The organism is Actinoallomurus liliacearum (assembly GCF_039542035.1).
Lineage (GTDB): Bacteria > Actinomycetota > Actinomycetes > Streptosporangiales > Streptosporangiaceae > Actinoallomurus > Actinoallomurus liliacearum.
The window spans coordinates 655464-672208 of sequence record NZ_BAABHJ010000002.1 but is presented as its reverse complement, the minus strand read 5'-3'; the positions used below and the strand labels follow the sequence as shown (position 1 = coordinate 672208).

The following is a 16745-nucleotide window of genomic DNA, read 5'->3' as shown; positions in this document are numbered from 1 at the left end:
GAGTCGCCATGGGAATCTCACGCCGCGCGTTCATCCGCGGCTTCGCCGCAGGCGGGTCGGCCGCCGTCGGCCTGGCCGCACTCGGCATCGACGCCGGACCCGCCGTCGCAGGCCCGGCCGCCGCCAGCCCGGCCGGCGACGTGGTCGGCAAGATCACCGTCGGCTACCAGGGCTGGTTCGCCTGCACGGGCGACGGCGCCCCGATCAATGGCTGGTGGCACTGGAGCCAGAACTGGAGCCAGGCGCCCTCGCCGTCCAACAACAACATCAAGGCGTGGCCGGACATGCGCGAGTACGCCAAGGCGTACCCGACCGCGTACGCGAACCTGAACGGCGGTGGGGCCGCCACGCTCTTCTCCTCCTACGACCAGCAGACCGTCGACACCCACTTCGGCTGGATGAAGCGGTACGGCTGCGACACCGCCGCCCTGCAGCGCTTCAACCCCAACGGCGGCGAGGGCGCCACGCGCGACGCGATGGCGCAGAAGGTGCGCAGCGCCGCCGAGTCGCAGGGCGTGAAGTTCTACATCATGTACGACGTCACCGGCTGGACGAACATGCAGTCGGAGATCAAGACCGACTGGACGAACAAGATGTCCGCGTACACGGCCTCGTCCGCGTACGCGCGCCAGAACGGCAAGCCGGTCGTGTGCGTCTGGGGCTTCGGATTCAACGATTCCAACCATCCCTGGAGCGCGTCGGCCTGCCTCGACGTCGTCAACTGGTTCAAGGGACAAGGCTGTTACGTCATCGGCGGGGTGCCGCGCGAATGGCACGTCGGCGGCAGCGGCGGCCGCTCGGGGTACGACGGCGTCTACCTGGCGATGAACATGATCAGCCCCTGGATGGTCGGCGCGATCGGCAGTGCCGCCGACTCCGACAACGCCTACTCCACCTACACCGTGCCCGACCAGGCGTACTGCAACGCCAACGGGATCGACTACCAGCCGTGCGTGCTGCCCGGCGACGTGTCGGTGCCGAACCAGCGCGCGCACGGCGACTTCATGTGGCGCCAGTTCTACAACATGGTCCGGGCGGGGGTGCAGGGCATCTACATCTCCATGTTCGACGAGTACGGCGAGGGCAACCAGATCGCCAAGACCGCCGAGAACGCCGCCATGGTCCCGTCCGATTCCGGCCTGCGGGCGCTGGACGAGGATGGTACGGCCTGCTCGTCGGACTACTACCTGCGACTCACCGGCGACGGCGGCCGGATGCTCAAGGGCCAGATCGCCCTGACCGCCACCCGACCCACTCAGCCTGTGGTCACCGGCGGCACCCAGGTGATCAGCCTGCGCTCCCGCGCGAACAGCGACTACGTCACCGCCGAGAACGCGGGCGCCTCCGCGCTGATCGCGAACCGTACGGCGATCGGCACCTGGGAGCAGTTCGACCTGGTCGACGCGGGCGGCGGCGCCAACGCGCTGCGCGCCCACGCCAACAACCAGTACGTCTGCGCCGACAACGCGGGAGCCTCACCGCTGATCGCGAATCGCACGGCGATCGGCCAGTGGGAGTCGTTCCGCCTGATCCACAACGCGAACGGCACCGTCAGTCTGCTCGCGCTGGCCAACAACATGTACGTCACCGCGGAGAACGCGGGCGCCTCCGCGTTGATCGCGAACCGTACGGCGATCGGCCAGTGGGAGCAGTTCGACCTCGTCGTGTCCTGACGTCCGAGGCGGCATGGGTCGCGGCCCACCACCTGGCAGAGCAGAGGAGATCCCATCGTCATGCACATCCATGCCGACAAGGCCCGGCCGATGATATGGGCTGCGGCCGCCGCACTCGTCGCCGGATCGTTCACCGCACCGGCGGCAGCCGCTCCGGTACGGGCGCCCGCCGCTCAGCCCGCGGCCGTCTCCTGGACCGGAACCTGGTCCGCCTCGCCGCAGAGCACCGGCGCTTCGTTCAACCAGCAGACGCTGCGCCAGATCGTGCACACCAGCATCGGCGGCACCGCGGCCCGGGTACAGCTGTCCAACGTCTTCGGCGGCGAACCACTGATGATCTCGGACGTGCACATCGCGCAGTCCACGTCGGGAGCCGGCATCTCGACCGGCACCGACAAGCAGGTCACGTTCGGCGGCCAGAGCTCCGTCACGATCCCGGCGGGCGGCACCGCGGTCAGCGACTCCATCCCCTTCGCCGTCCCCGCCCTGTCCAACGTCGCCGTCAGCATCTATCTGCCCCGGGCGACCGGATCGGCCACCGGCCACTCCCAGGGCACCCAGACCAACTACATCGCCGGCGGTGATGTCAGCGGCTCCGCGACGCTGAACGGCGCGCAGACCACCGGCGCCTACGCCTTCCTCGCCAATTTGGACGTGCAGAATCCGGCGGCGCAGGGCGCGGTGGCGACGCTCGGCGCGTCGATCACCGACGGCGTCGCCTCGGGGCAGGACGACAACCGGCGCTGGCCCAACGACCTGGCGCAGCGGCTGAACGCCAGTGGCCGGACGATCGGCGTGCTCAACCAGGGGATCAGCGGGAACCAACTGCTCAGGGACGGGGCCGGCCAGAGCGCGCTCAACCGGTTCGACCGCGACGTGCTCGCCCAGCCCGGCGTGCGCTGGGTGATCTTCTCCGATGACCCGATCAACGACCTGGGCTCCAGCCAGGCCAACGCCGACGATCTCATCAACGGCATCAAGCAGTTGATCTCCCGCGCCCACCAGAAGGGCATCTCCTTCATCTGCTCCGCCCTCACGCCCTACCAAGGCGCGTCGTACTGGACGCAGACCGGCGAGAACGGCCGGGAGGCGATCAACTCCTTCATCCGCGGCGCGAACAGCGGCTGCGACGCCGTCGTCGACCAGGACACGGCCACCCACGACCCCGGCAATCCGACCCGCTATCTGCCCGCCTACGACAGCGGCGACCACCTGCACCCGAATGAGGCCGGCCTGCAGGCCATCGCCGACGCCGTCGACCTCGGCATCTTCGGTCAGGCACCGTCATCCGGTCCGGTGATCAGCCTGCGCGCGCACGCGAACAACATGTACGTCACCGCGGAGAACGCCGGTGCCCAGCCCCTCATCGCCAACCGCGCCGCGATCGGCTCCTGGGAGCAGTTCGACCAGGTCGATCGGGGCAACGGCGACGTCGCCCTTCGCGCCCACGCAAACGGCGACTACGTCACCGCCGAGGACGCGGGCGCCCAGCCGTTGATCGCCAACCGCACGGCCATCGGCCCCTGGGAGACGTTCCAGCTGATCCACAACAGCGACGGCAGCGTCAGCCTGCGCGCGCACGCGAACAACATGTACGTCACCGCCGAGAACGCCGGCGCCCAACCCCTGATCGCCAACCGCGCCGCCATCGGGCCTTGGGAGGAATTCGACTTGCTCACGAACTGACGGAGAATATTGGCCGATGTCAGGCAAAACCCTGGGATGGCGGTGGGCGGAAGTGGAGGATCCAGGGACGGATTAAGCCGATTTTACGCCTTAAATCAAGCAATAGGCGCTGATCCGCGGGCGATTCCGTCGACCGTGCTTGCTAATCTCAGAAGGTAAACGCCAACGTCGAGGAGTCAGCGATCGATACCCCGCTCAACCTTAGAGAGGTGGGGCGGCTCCGGGTGCTCGAGGCGCTCCACCACGTGGGCCATACGAGCCGTTCGCAACTCACCAGGCTCACCGGGCTGTCCAGGGCGACCGTCTCCTCGATCGCCGGCGACCTGCTGGCCGCGGGCCTGATCAGGGAAGAGCCCGACACGTCGGGTTCGCGGGACCGGCCGACCGGCCGGCCGGCGCAGCCCCTGACGCTCATCTCCTCCGCCGCCTACGCGGTCGCCGCCGACATCGGCCACCAGCACGTCCGCGTCGCCGTATGCGACCTTCACGGACACCCGATCTGGGACACCGCCGTGGCCAACGACACCGACCGGACACCTCGCGAGACCCTCGACCGCGCCGCCGACCTGATCCATCAAGCCCTCCGGGAGAAGGACATCCCCACCGGCGACGTCCTGGGGCTGGGCGTCGACATCGCCGCTCCGGTTCGCACCGCCGACGGCTCCTTGGAAGCGCGCGGCATCATGCCCGGCTGGGTGGGGCTTCGGCCGGGTCGCGAGCTGGAGCAGCGGACCGGCCTGACCGCCTGGATCGCCAACAACGCCGACGCCGGCGCCCTCGCCGAGCGCCTGTACGGCGCCGGGCGTGGCACGGCCGACATGATCTATATCAGGCTCTCCACCGGCGTCGGCGCGGGAATCGTCAGCGGCGGTCGGCCGCTGACCGGGGCGGGGGGCCTGGCCGGCGAGTTCGGCCACATCGCGGTCGACCCGCGCGGCCGTATCTGCCGGTGCGGAAATCGCGGATGCCTGGAGACCGTGGCGGCCCCGGCCGCCGTCGCCAGGCTCCTGGAGGACAGCCGGGGCCACCGCGTCACCGTGCCCGATCTTCTACGGCTGATCGACGAGGGCGACCGGGGGGCCGTCCGCGCCCTGGAGGACGCGGCCGAACACGTCGGCCGTATCCTGGCCGACCTCGTCACCCTGCTGAATCCCGAGTTCATCGTCGTCGGCGGCGAGTTCGCGGCCATCGGCCCGAAGCTGTTCGGGCCGATGGAGCGGGCGATCCGGCGTTACGCCCTGGCGCCCGCCGCGGAGGACGTCACCGTCCTGCCGGGCGAACTCGGCGACCAGGCCGAGGTGCGAGGCGCCGCCGGCATGGTCCTCGCCCACGCTCCCCGGATACTCGCCGACCGGCTCGCCTCCGCCGAACGTGGCGGGGACCCTCACGACCCGGTCGGCGCCGCCTGAGCGGGTCGCCGGGGTCGGCCCCGATCAGGGGGGCTCGAGGCCGCCGTCGGGGCGGCGGACCTGTGCCGCCCAGCGCTCGTGGAGGAACTTGGTCGGCGGGTACCTGAGGGCCGCCTTCTCATCGAGATCGACGCCCCAGCCCGGAGCGTTCGACGGGTAGAGGTGGCCGTCGCGGACGACCGGTGTCCCGGGGAAGACCTCATGGGTCGCGTCGTTGTAGGTGTGCGATTCCTGGTACCCGAAGGCCGGGGTCGAGATGTCGACCGCCAGGTTGGCCGCGACGCCGACGGGGGAGATGTCACCCGGGGAGTGGAACGCCGTGCGCACACCGCACAGCTCCGCCAGTGCGACGAGCTTGCGCGTCGGAGTCAGCCCGCCAACGGCGGAGGTGTGCAGGCGTAGCAGGTCGACGCCACCGTGCCGGATCAGCCGCGCCGCGTCGGTCACCGCGCCGATCTGCTCGCCGACCGCGATCGGCACCGGAGAGGCGGCGCGTACCTCCGGGAGCCGGTCGTAGTACTCCGGGGCGACGACGTCTTCGAGGAACGACAATCGGTAGGGCTCCAGCGCGCGGGCGAGCACGACGGCCTGTTTGGGCGTCAGCCGGCTGTGCACGTCGTGCATGAGGTTCACGCGGTCGCCGAGGCGGTCGCGTGCCGCCGCGAACAGGCCGGGTGTCGCGCGCAGATAGCGTTCGGCGTCCCAGCCGTCCGGATGCGGCGACCGCGGATAACCTCCGGGGGTGCCCGGGGCTCCGTACGTGCCGAGGCCGGGGCCGCCGACCTGGAGCCGGACGTTGCGGTAGCCCTGGTCGATGAGCGCCTCGGCCTGTTCGAGGGTTTCGTCGATCGTCGCCCCGGCCGCGTGGGAGTAGACCTCGACGGCGGCTCGGCTGCGACCCCCGAGAAGTTCGTAGACGGGCATGCCGGCTCGTTTGCCGGTGATGTCCCACAGGGCCTGGTCGACTCCGGACAGGGCGTTGTTCAGCACCGGGCCGCCTCGCCAGTAGGACGAGTAGTGGATCAGCCGCGTGATGTCCTCGATGTCCGCCGGGTGCCGGCCGATGACGAGCGGGGCGAGATGATCGTCGACCGCCGCCGCCACGGCGGCGTACCGCTGCGTGAACGTCGCGCAGCCGAGTCCGTACAGACCCGGCTCGGAAGTGTCGACACGTACGACGACCAGCGGAGTGCCCTCCGGCGCAGTCACGATCGCGCGGACGGCGGTGACCCGCAGGCCGTCGCGGGCCGGCCACGGTGGCAGCGCCTGCGGCAGCCCGCCGGACGGGCCGAGCAGGCGGTCGGCGTCGTGCTTCGGCGCCGCCGTCACTTGGCCCGCCGTTCCGCACGGCGGCCGGCGGACCGCCCGGTTCCGATGACCTGGAGGTGGCCCATGGCGGACTGGCGGGTCTGGACGGTCACCGGCAGCACGACCAACTCGGGTCCGGCCGCGCCGCCGGGCTCGCTGATCCGCTCGTGCAGCAGGCGCATGGCGCGTCCGCCCATCTCCCGCGACGGCAGCGATACCGCCGCAGCCGTCAGCGGCAGCACGTTGAACGGGCCGGCGGTGTCCATCCCGGCGAGGTCGACGTCGCCCGGGATCTCCCGGCCGAGTGCAATGAGGTCCTCCGCGGCGGTCGCCAGCGTGTAACCGTTGGCGCACAGCAGCACCGTCGGCGGCTGCGGCCCCTCGAGCAGCTCGGCGAGGAGCGTACGGCGAGTCTCGTCGGATTGGCCGTGATAGCGACGCAGGACCGTCAGATCCTGCCGAACCGGGATGTCATGCTCGCGCAGCGCCTGGATGTGCCCGGCGAGACGGTCGCGGACACTGGTGACGTCGGTCTCGTCCCAGAGTGTGGCGATGGTCCGGTGGCCGGCGTCGATCAGGGCGGTCGTCAGGTCGCGGCCCGCGGCGAAGTTGTCGGCGACCACCGCGTCGTTGGCCAGATCGGGGCGGTAACGGTCGACCATGATCAGCGGTACGCCGCGTCGGCGCACCTCGGCGTAGGGGGAGAGGACGTCGGTGCCGTCGGCGGGGTAGACGATGATCCCGTCGACCTGGTGCTCCAGCGCCTGAAGCAGGGCCTTCTCCTCACGGGCGGGGTCGCCTTCGCTGTGGGAGAGGAAGAGCCGATAGCCGAGTTCGGCGCAGACCTCCTCGATGCCCGCCAGGATCTGGCCGACGTGCGGGCCCTGGAACTGCAGTACGCACGCGATCGTGCGGTCCGCCGTGTCGGCGGCCGGATGCGGCGGGCGTTCGGCCACGAAGGTGCCCTGGCCCCTGCGGCGCACGACGTGGCCCTCGGCGGCGAGCTCATTGAGGGCCCGCACGGCCGTCGCGTGGCTGACGTTGAAGCGCTCGCAGATCTCCCGCTGGGTCACGAACGGGCGCCCCGGGGCGTACTCACCGGCGGCGATCGCCGCCAGCAGATCTCGCTTGACCTGCTGATACAGGGGGCCGTCGGCGTTGCTGGTTGACGTCAATCGATCTCCTTGCCCGGGCGCACCACGATACCGAACCCGCGCGGCTCTAGGCACGACTTTAGCATGTTAAAACCTCTATCCATTGTCCACGGGTGCGGCATCCGCTCGTCAACTTTGGACTATTGACATGTTAAATCTGGCGCACCTATGGTCAACGCACTCAATCCGAGATCGGCCCGGCCAGCGAGGGACTTTCGGGGCGGCCTTCGTACGGCAGCGATGCAAGGAGGACGCGTGGGCACAGGGCTGCGCAGGAGCAGAAGACCAGTAGTACACGCGGTCGCGGCGGTCACGGCGCTACTGGCGGCCACCGCCGGCTGCGGCGGTGGCGGCGGTGGCGGCGGCACCGGCGGCGGCAAGACGCTGACGATGTGGACGTTCAAGCAGACTCACGTCAAGGCGCTGGAGGCCGTCGCGGCGGCTTTCAAGGCGAAGACCGGCATCACGGTCAAGATCACCGCGTACACGCCGGACGATACGTACACCAGCAAGGTGCAGAGCGCGGCGGCCGCCCACAGCCTCGCGGACGTGCTCGAATTGCACGCGGCCGGTGAGGACCGGGTCTTCGGCGCCTCCGGAATCCTGACCGACCTCGCACCGAGCGTGGACGCCGGCTGGAAGGGCCGGTACCTCCAGGGCACGGCCGACGCCGGTCTCATCACCGACTCGGTCTATCAGGCTTCGCAGAAGCCGAAGTCGCCCTGGAAGGGCGTCAAGAAGGGCCAGATGTTCGACGTCCCGTTCACCGCGGGCACGTTCGGGATCGTCTTCGCCAACAAGAGCAAACTGCGGGCGGCCGGGCTCGATCCGACGAAGCCGCCGAAGACCTGGGAGGAGCTGATCTCCTGGATCAAGGCGACCCACGGCAAGGACCCGGCCACCGGCGGAATCACCATGGGCCTGAAGGTCACCTCCACCGCCTTCGACTGGGCGCTGCAGCCGCTCACCTACGCCTATCTGGGCAAGCCCGCGTACCAGGCGCTGTTCGGCCAGGACCGCTCCCAGACGTGGGGGAGCCCGAACGGGCAGCGCGCGCTCACCGTGTACGACCAGATCACGCCGTACTGGACGGCCGGCAGCCAGACGCTCGGGATCGACGACGCCGACCAGGCCTTCGCCCAGGGCAAGTCGGCCTTCGACATCGGCGGCACCTTCACCATGGCCTCGATCAAGCAGAACGGCATGGATCCCAGCAACATCATGGCCTTCGGTCTGCCCGCCGCACAGGGCAGCGCGGTGAAGGACTTCAAGCTCGCCCCCATCGCGCTGACCGGCCTGGGGATCTCCGCGCAGAGCAAGAACCAGAAGGCCGCGCTGCAGTGGGTCAGGTATCTGTCCGACAAGGAGCAGGCCGGGGCGTTCGCGCAGGCCTCGCTCGACCTGCCCGCCACGGACCTGGGAGCCGACGCGAGCAGGCTCGTCGGATCGGATCTGAGCTCGCTGGAGGCCGTGTTCGGTACCGGCGACAACGCCTATGACGCGAGTGACAGCACCTTCTCGAGCTCGTCCTGGGACATCGAGAAGGCCGGCGACCTGCTGATCAAGATGTCGCCGCTGAAGGAGCTCAGTCCGGCCGCGCTCAACACCCAACTGGGCGCGTACGCCGCCAGCACGTGGAAGTGACACTGTGACTCCGCGCGAGATCTCCGGTGGGGATCCGCCGACCTCATCCGCCGCCCTCCTGCGGGGGCGGCGGGTGCGGGAAGCCCTCACCGGCTATGGGTTCGTGCTGCCGGCCGTGGTCCTGTTCGCCCTCATGGGCGTCTATACGGTCGGCTACGGCCTGGCACTCAGCTTCGCCCGCTGGAACGGTTTCACCCCGAACTGGACGTGGGTCGGGTTCGGCAACTACCTCGACCTGCTCTACCGCGACCCCGCCCATGCCCCGGCGGTTCAGAGCGCCGCGGTCCACACCCTCGTCGTGGTCATCGCGGTGCCGCTGCTGACGGTCGCCGTCGGTTTCCCGCTGGCGGTCGCACTCAACCGCATCACGTTCCTGCGATCGGCGTTCCGCACCGTCTTCTTCCTGCCCTACGTCACGACCGGCATCGCGGTGTACTACGCCTGGACGTACGTGCTGCAGCCGGACGGGTCGCTCAACTACATCCTCAAGCACCTGGGGCTGGGCACCCTTTCGCAGCCCCAGGGCTTCCTCGGGAACCCGACGACGGCCCTGCCCACCCTGATCGTGGTGATGTCGTGGGGGGCGATCCCGGTCGCGATGCTCCTGTACCTGACCGGCCTGCAGTCGATCGACAGTTCGATCATCGACGCGGCGCGCACGGACGGCGCGGGGAACCTCCGCACCGCGACGGCGATCATCTGGCCGCTGCTGCGTCCCATCACGGCGGCGGTGGTGATGCTCAACATGCGCGACGCGCTGCAGGGCTTCCAGATCTTTCTCGTCATGACCTTCGGCGGACCCGGCGGGCACACCAACGTGCTCGGTCTGGAGACGTACAAACTCGCCTTCTTCTCCAACCTGAGCCCCACGCTCGGCCTGTCCAGTGCCTTGGGCTGGATGCTGTTCGTCGCGGCCCTGCTGCTGGCGGGGATCAACGTTCGCGTACTACGGAGGCGCACATGACCGCCCCCACCCTCTCCGCCGACCGGGCCGCTCCCGCGGCCGACGCGGCCCGGACGTCGTCCGCCCGCCGCGGTGTGCGCTTCTCCGCTCGGACGGTGACGTACCTGCTGTTGCTGGTGTACGCGGTCGTCAGCGTGTATCCGTTCCTCTGGATGGCCTCCGCGGCGTTCAAGAACGGCAAGGAGATCCGCCTCGGCGGCCACCTGGTCCCGCACCACCCGACGTTGTCGACGCTCGGCCACACCTGGACCGAGTTGCACTTCCTCCGGTACTTCGGCAACAGCCTGGAGGTGACCGCGTTCACCACCATCGGTGTGCTGGTGATCTACTCTCTGGCCGGCTATGCCTTCGGCGTGCTGCGATTCCCCGGCCGCAGAGCCCTCTACGGCCTTTTCATCGCGCTGTTGTTCGTGCCCGGTGTGACCGTGCAGCTGCCGGTCGTCCTTCTGCAGAGCAAGCTCGGCCTGCTCGGCACCCACCTCGGGATCATCCTGCCGTTCATCAACGGTACGGCGCCGCTGTCGATTCTCCTGCTGACCAACAGCTTCCGCAGCGTGCCGCGGGAATTGAGGGAGTCGGCGCGGTGCGACGGCGCGGGGGAACTGCGCACGTTCTGGTCGATCTACCTGCCGTGCTGCCGGCCGGCGCTGATCACCATCGCGGTGCTGACCGCGATCCCCACCTGGAACGAGTACGTCCTGACCCGTGTCTCCCTCAACAACCCGTCCAGCTACACCTTGCCGATCGCCCTGCAGAGCCTGAATTCGACCACTTCTCCGCAGCAGAACGTGCTCATGGCCGCGTCACTGATCATCGTGGTGCCGGTCGTCATCCTCTTCGTCCTGCTCCAGCGGTACTTCGTCAACGGCCTGCAGGGCGCGGTGAAGGGGTGAATCCCGCGTGCCGGGGCGGTTCTCAATCGGGGAGAGAGAGTCCATTTGAAGATCTTGGTAACCGGTGCCGCCGGAATGCTCGGGCGCGAGGTGGTGGTCCGGCTGGTCGCCGACGGGCACAGCGTCCGCGCGTACGACCGCGTGGCGGCGACGGATCAGGCCGATGAGGCCCACGAGGTGATCGTCGGCGATCTGCGGGACGAGACGCACCTGGCGGGGGCACTCGGCGGAGTGGACGCGGTGGTCCACGCCGCCGCGCTGCCGTCGCCGTTGAGCGACACGGAACACCGCGTCTTCACCAACAACGTCGAATCGGCCTACCACGTGCTCGACGCGGCAGGCCGTTCCGGGATCGGCCGGATCGTCAACGTCTCCAGTCTCTCCGCGATCGGGCTGGCCTGGGCGCGGCGTCCCGTCTCGCCGGAGTCCGTGCCGGTCACCGAGGCCCATCAGTACGTCGGCGAGGACGTCTACGGCCTGTCCAAATACGTGGGAGAGCTCATCGCCGCAACGGTCAGCCGACGCTGGGGGACCACGGTGGTGAGCCTGCGTTTCCCTTTTCTGGGTACCGGCGAGCGGCTTCGGCATCACCTCGCGCGGGTGCACGCCGATCCCGGCGCCGACGCCGCCACGCTCTGGGGCTGGCTGGACACCCGCGACGCGGCCGGTGCGGTGGCCGCGGCGCTGACCCGCCCGTTGCACGGTCATGTCCTGATCAACGTCGCCGCTCCGGACACCACCGCGCTCGTGCCGACCGCCGAACTGCTGCGGCGCTACCACCCGGCCACGCGGATCGACGCCCCGCTCGACGGCTTCGAGGTCCCCTTCTCCACCCGGCGCAGCCGTGAACTGCTCGGCTTCACACCGGTCCACGCCTGGCGTACGACGAAAGGCACAACATGACCCCACCCACCGGCAAGACGGCGCTCGTGGTACGAGGCGGCTGGGACGGCCACTTCCCCATCGAGGCGAGCGACCGGTACGCGAAGGTACTCGAGCGAGGGGGATACGACGTGACCACGTCGGAGACCCTCGACAGCTATCTCGACGCCGACCTGCTGCGGAACATCGACCTGATCGTCCAGTGCTGGACGATGGGCACGATCAGCGGCGAGCAGGTCGCCGGCCTGTCCGCCGCGGTCCGCGCCGGCACCGGATTCGCCGGCTGGCACGGGGGCGTCATCGACGCCTTCCGCGACGCGACCGCGTACCAGCTCATCACCGGCGGGCAGTTCGTGCACCACCCCCGGGGTTTCGTCGAATACGAGGTGCGCCCCGTTCCGGGGAAGGAGGAGCACCCCGTCACCGCGGGACTCGAAGCCTTCACGGTGTGCACCGAGCAGTACTACGTCCATACCGATCCCACGATCGACGTGCTCGCGGTCACCGACTTCGTCGACGACCCGGACCTGCCCGGCGCGGCGGGCACCACCGTGCCGGTCGCCTGGACCAGACGGTGGGGAGCGGGGCGGGTGTTCGTCACCACGCTCGGCCACGCGCCGGCCGATCTCGAGGTGCCGCAGACCCACGCGATGGTCACCAGGGGGCTGACATGGGCGACTCGCTGAGACTGGGGCTGGTCGGGGCCGGTCAGATCAGCGGTGCGTACCTGAAGACGCTGCCGCGCCTGACCAACGTCACGCTGACGACGGTCGCCGATCTCGACGGTAACCGTGCCGCGGCCGTGGCCGCGCAGATGCCCGACGTCCGGGCGGTCACCCCGGAAGAGCTCTATGCGGCGGACGACGTCGATCTCGTTCTCAACCTGACCATTCCGCGGGCACACGCCGAGGTCGCCCATGCGGCGATCGCCGCGGGCAAGCACGTCTACGGGGAGAAGCCCCTGGCCGCGACCACCGAGGAGGCACGCGCGATCCTCACGGCCGCGGCCGAGGCGGGCGTCGCGGTCGGCTGTGCGCCCGACACGGTGCTCGGCACCGGCGTCCAGACCGCGCGGGCGAGCCTCGACGCCGGCGACATCGGCAGCGCCGTCGCGGCGACCGCCTTCATGGTCACTCCCGGGCACGAACGCTGGCATCCCGCCCCGGAGTTCTACTACCAGCCGGGCGGCGGTCCCCTCCTGGACATGGGGCCGTACTACCTCACGGCGCTGGTCACCCTGCTGGGGCCGGTCCGGCGGGTCGTCGGCATGTCCGCCACCCCGCGCGCGACGCGCGTCATCGGCAGCGGACCCCGCGCGGGCACCCGCTTTCCCGTCCAGGTGGCCACCCATGTCACCGGCGTCCTCGAGCACGCCGGCGGCGCCCTGTCGACGCTCATGATGAGCTTCGACGTCTGGGACGCGCAGCTGCCGCGGATCGAGGTCTACGGCACCGGGGGAAGCCTGTCGGTGCCCGACCCGAACGGCTTCGACGGTACGGTGCGGATCTTCGAGGCGGGCCGGTCGGAATGGGCCGACGTACCCGAGAACGGCGGCTACCGCGGCGCGGCCCGCGGCTACGGCCTCGCCGACATGGCGCGTGCCATCGCCGAGGGCACCCCCCACCGGGCCGACGGCGAACTCGCCTACCACGTCCTCGACGTCATCGAGTCGCTCCTCGCATCGGCCGACGCCGGTGCCGCCGTCGAGGTGGGCAGCACGTGCGCCCGCCCGGCGCCGGTCGCCTCAGGTGCCCGTCCCGAACAGGCGTGAGGGGAATATCGTGAAACCTCCACTGAGAGTCGGCATGGTCGGGTACGCCTTCATGGGCGCGGCGCACTCTCATGCCTGGCGCACCGCCGGCCGCTTCTTCGATCTTCCCGCCGCCGTCGAGATGACCGCTCTCTGCGGCAGGTCCGAGGAACGCGTGCGCGCCGCGGCGGAGCGCTACGGCTGGGCGTCCTACGAGACCGACTGGCGGGCGCTCGTGGCCCGCGAGGACATCGACGTCGTGGACATCTGCACCCCCGGCGACAGTCACGCCCCGATCGCCATCGCCGCCCTGGAAGCGGGCAAGCACGTCCTCTGCGAGAAGCCGCTCGCCAACACGGTGGCCGAAGCGGAGGCGATGGCGGCCGCGGCCGAGAACGCCACCGGGAGCTCGATGGTCGGGTTCAACTATCGGCGGGTCCCCGCCCTGGCGCTGGCGCGGCGGCTGATCGCCGCCGGGCGACTCGGCGACATCCGCCAGGTGCGCGCCCAGTACCTCCAGGACTGGCTGGTCGACCCGGACTTCCCGCTCGTCTGGCGGCTGCGCGAGGAGCATGCGGGCTCCGGGGCGCTGGGCGATCTGGGCGCGCACAGCATCGACCTCGCCCAGTACCTCACCGGCCGGCCCATCACCAGCGTCGGCGCGCTGCTGACGACGTTCGTCGCCGAGCGTCCGCTGCCGGCCGGGTCGAGCGGGCTGTCGGCGACGGGCGGCGCCGGACGCGGCGAGGTCACCGTGGACGACGCGGCGCTGTTCACGGCGCGTTTCGGTGGCGGTGTGGTCGGCGTGTTCGAGGCGACGCGCTTCGCGGGCGGCCGTAAGAACGCCATGCGGATCGAGGTCAACGGATCCACCGGAAGCATCGCCTTCGACGTCGAGTCGATGAACGAGCTGGCGTTCTACGACGGTACCGAGGACGCCGGCACCGCCGGGTTCCGGCGCGTCCTGGTGACCGAGCCCACCCACCCGTACATGGACGCCTGGTGGCCTCCCGGCCACCTCATCGGCTACGAGCACACCTTCACCCATCAGGTCCGGGACTTCGTGACGGCGGTCGCCACCGGAACCGGTCCGCGGCCGTCGTTCGCCGACGGCCTCCAGGTGCAGCGCGTCCTCGCGGCCGTCAAGGCGAGCGCGGAGGCATCCGGCGTTCACACCCCCGTCACAGAGTCCCGCTGACGCACCTCAGGAGGCTGCCATGCCCCGACCGATCACCCTGTTCACCGGTCAGTTCGCCGATCTGCCGTTCGCCGAAGTCTGCCGGCTCGCCGCCCAGTGGGGGTATGACGGGCTGGAGATCGCCTGCTGGGGCGACCACTTCGACGTCGAAGCGGCACTTCGCGACGACGAGTACATCTCCCGGCTACGGGAGACCCTCGACCGGCACGGCCTGCGCGTCTGGACGATCTCCTGCCATCTCACGAGCCAGGCGGTGTGCGACTCGATCATCGACGAGCGCCACCGGCGCATCCTGCCCGACCGCGTGTGGGGCGACGGGCGGCCGGAAGGCGTGCGGCAGCGCGCAGCCGAGGAGATCAAGAACACCGCCCGCGCCGCGGCCCGGCTCGGGGTGCGTACCGTCGTTGGATTCACCGGTTCGTCGATCTGGCACACGGTGGCGATGTTCCCACCGGTGCCCGCCGAGATGGTCGAGCGCGGATTCGCCGACTTCGCCGAGCGCTGGAACCCGATCCTCGACGTCTTCGACGAGGTCGGCATCCGCTACGCGCACGAGGTGCACCCGGGCGAGATCGCCTACGACTACTGGACCACCGTACGCGCGCTCGACGCGGTCGGCCGCCGGCCGGCGTTCGGCCTGAACTTCGACCCCAGCCACTTCGTGTGGCAGGACCTGGACCCCGTCGGCTTCCTCTACGACTTCCGTGACCGCGTCTACCACGTCGACTGCAAGGAGTCCGTGAAACGGTTCGACGGGCGCAACGGACGCCTCGCCTCCCATCTGCCCTGGGGCGACCCCCGCCGCGGCTGGGACTTCGTCTCCACCGGCCACGGCGACGTCCCCTGGGAGGCCTGTTTCCGCATGCTCAACAGCATCGGCTACGACGGCCCGATCTCCGTCGAATGGGAGGACGCGGGCATGGACCGCCTGGTCGGGGCCGCCGACGCCCTCGCCTACGTTCGCGCACTCACCGCGATCGAGCCTCCTGCCGCATCGTTCGACGCCGCGTTCAGCTCCGCCACGTGATCGGCTCGTGCCAGGCGCCCCGAGATCAGTGATCTTCGAGCTCCCGGGGCGCGACCGCGACACAGGTGGGCGTGGACACCGGGTAGTGCGCCGCGAGTGACGGCGCGCCGCTCGCCGGGTCGACGGTGAACGCGGTCACGAGATCGCTGTTCTGGTTGGCCACATAGAGCCACCGTCCGGCCAGCGCGAACTGCCGTGGCCACGCTCCACCGCTCGGCCACTCGCCCACCGGGCGCAGGCCGTCCGGTTCCGTGGCGAACACACTGATCCGGTCGGCGCCCCGGTTCGCCAGGTACAGGAAACGACCGTCGTCCGACAGGCCGAGATGTGAGGGGAGGTTGCCGTCGGCCGCGGCGACCGTCGCGGGCACGGCGCCGGTGACACGCGGGCCGTCCGCCGTCTCACTCAGAGTGATCAGCGCCGACGCCAGCTCGCCCACCACGTACGCGCACGGCATCGACGGGTGGTGGATCAGCTGGCGTGGTCCGAACCCCGGTGGCAGTGACAGGCACCCGACCTGTTCGAGCCGGCCGGCGGCCGACAGCCGGTAGGCGCGGATCTCGTCGGTGCCCAGATCCACCGCGCTCACCGTGTCGCCGGCCCGATGCGGCACGGCCATGTGCACGTGCGGGGCCTCCTGGCGCTCCAGGTCCGGTCCGTGACCGCGATGGCGCACCAGGTCCACCCGCTCGATCAGCCGGCCCGCGTCGTCCAGTTCGAAGACGGCGAGACTGCCTCCGCCGTAGTTGGCGCACAACAGGAACCGCCGGTCCGGCGTCAGTGCCAGATGACACGGCGTCGCGCCGCCGCTCGGCAGGTCGCCCATCGGCCGCAACCGGCCGTCCGGCTCGGCGCGTAGCGCGGTGACCGTGCCCTCGGTGAGCTCGTTGGCGGCGTAGAGCACCGGCAGAGTGGGATGCCATACGAGGTAGGACGGCGCGGGCACGGCGACCGAGCCAGCCGGCTCGAGCGCCCCGTCCCGGGGGTCCTGCCAGAACGTCGTGATGCCGATCCCGCGCCCGCCGGCCTCCTTCGTGTACGAGCCGACGCACACCAACCGGCCGGTACGGGATCGAGTGTCGTGCGGCAACGGCTCCGTCCTCCTCTTCGGCGGCACTCGTAGATCTTCCCAGACGACACCGATCGATCTCCCGGGC

At 70.1% G+C, this 16745-nt stretch carries 14 protein-coding genes; 11 read left to right on the top strand and 3 right to left on the bottom strand.

The window, feature by feature from the left end:
• The first annotated feature begins 8 nt into the window (after positions 1-8).
• The 3 genes from ABD978_RS05715 (at position 9) to ABD978_RS05705 (ending at position 4768) form a co-directional block, all read left to right on the top strand.
• Complete coding sequence (locus ABD978_RS05715; protein ID WP_345349417.1) at positions 9-1673, top strand: hypothetical protein; 1665 nt, start codon at positions 9-11, stop codon at positions 1671-1673.
• 60 nt (positions 1674-1733) lie between these two features.
• Positions 1734-3359 (top strand): GDSL-type esterase/lipase family protein, encoded by a 1626-nt coding sequence (locus ABD978_RS05710; protein WP_345349414.1) that lies wholly within the window; start codon positions 1734-1736, stop codon positions 3357-3359.
• A gap of 209 nt (positions 3360-3568) precedes the next feature.
• The gene (locus tag ABD978_RS05705; protein WP_345349411.1) at positions 3569-4768 is read left to right on the top strand and encodes an ROK family transcriptional regulator; all 1200 of its coding nucleotides are present in this window, start codon (positions 3569-3571) and stop codon (positions 4766-4768) included.
• A 24-nt stretch (positions 4769-4792) separates the two neighbouring features.
• On the opposite strand, the gene ABD978_RS05700 is transcribed toward ABD978_RS05705, so the two are convergent.
• The gene (locus tag ABD978_RS05700) at positions 4793-6097 is read right to left on the bottom strand and encodes an enolase C-terminal domain-like protein (RefSeq protein WP_345349408.1); all 1305 of its coding nucleotides are present in this window, start codon (positions 6095-6097) and stop codon (positions 4793-4795) included.
• The gene (locus ABD978_RS05695) at positions 6094-7251 is read right to left on the bottom strand and encodes a substrate-binding domain-containing protein (RefSeq protein WP_345349405.1); all 1158 of its coding nucleotides are present in this window, start codon (positions 7249-7251) and stop codon (positions 6094-6096) included. The genes ABD978_RS05700 and ABD978_RS05695 overlap by 4 nt, the downstream gene beginning before the upstream one ends.
• Positions 7252-7485: 234 nt before the next feature.
• Between ABD978_RS05695 and ABD978_RS05690 the strand changes: the two genes are divergently transcribed.
• The 8 genes from ABD978_RS05690 to ABD978_RS05655 are packed head-to-tail and all read left to right on the top strand — an operon-like array spanning position 7486 to position 15588.
• A complete protein-coding gene (locus tag ABD978_RS05690) occupies positions 7486-8874 on the top strand; it encodes an ABC transporter substrate-binding protein (protein WP_345349402.1) in 1389 nt (462 codons plus the stop codon).
• Between the two features lie 4 nt (positions 8875-8878).
• A complete protein-coding gene (locus ABD978_RS05685; protein WP_345349399.1) occupies positions 8879-9838 on the top strand; it encodes a carbohydrate ABC transporter permease in 960 nt (319 codons plus the stop codon).
• Positions 9835-10731, top strand: coding sequence for a carbohydrate ABC transporter permease (locus ABD978_RS05680; RefSeq protein ID WP_345349394.1), 897 nt, complete (start codon positions 9835-9837; stop codon positions 10729-10731). Before ABD978_RS05685 ends, ABD978_RS05680 begins: the two co-directional genes overlap by 4 nt.
• A 45-nt stretch (positions 10732-10776) precedes the next feature.
• Positions 10777-11634 carry an NAD-dependent epimerase/dehydratase family protein gene (locus tag ABD978_RS05675; RefSeq protein ID WP_345349391.1) on the top strand — a complete coding sequence of 286 codons (858 nt, stop codon included), beginning with the start codon at positions 10777-10779 and terminating at the stop codon, positions 11632-11634.
• The gene (locus ABD978_RS05670; RefSeq protein WP_345349387.1) at positions 11631-12299 is read left to right on the top strand and encodes a ThuA domain-containing protein; all 669 of its coding nucleotides are present in this window, start codon (positions 11631-11633) and stop codon (positions 12297-12299) included. The genes ABD978_RS05675 and ABD978_RS05670 overlap by 4 nt, the downstream gene beginning before the upstream one ends.
• Positions 12284-13384 carry a Gfo/Idh/MocA family protein gene (locus ABD978_RS05665; RefSeq protein ID WP_345349384.1) on the top strand — a complete coding sequence of 367 codons (1101 nt, stop codon included), beginning with the start codon at positions 12284-12286 and terminating at the stop codon, positions 13382-13384. Before ABD978_RS05670 ends, ABD978_RS05665 begins: the two co-directional genes overlap by 16 nt.
• Before the next feature lie 10 nt (positions 13385-13394).
• Positions 13395-14561, top strand: coding sequence for a Gfo/Idh/MocA family protein (locus ABD978_RS05660; protein WP_345349381.1), 1167 nt, complete (start codon positions 13395-13397; stop codon positions 14559-14561).
• A 19-nt stretch (positions 14562-14580) separates the two neighbouring features.
• On the top strand, positions 14581-15588 hold the full coding sequence (locus tag ABD978_RS05655; protein WP_345349378.1) for a sugar phosphate isomerase/epimerase family protein: 1008 nt from the start codon (positions 14581-14583) through the stop codon (positions 15586-15588).
• Positions 15589-15613: 25 nt separating this feature from the next.
• Here ABD978_RS05655 and ABD978_RS05650 read toward each other — a convergent pair whose 3' ends face one another.
• On the bottom strand, positions 15614-16678 hold the full coding sequence (locus tag ABD978_RS05650) for a lactonase family protein (RefSeq protein ID WP_345349375.1): 1065 nt from the start codon (positions 16676-16678) through the stop codon (positions 15614-15616).
• Between the last annotated feature and the right edge of the window lie 67 nt (positions 16679-16745).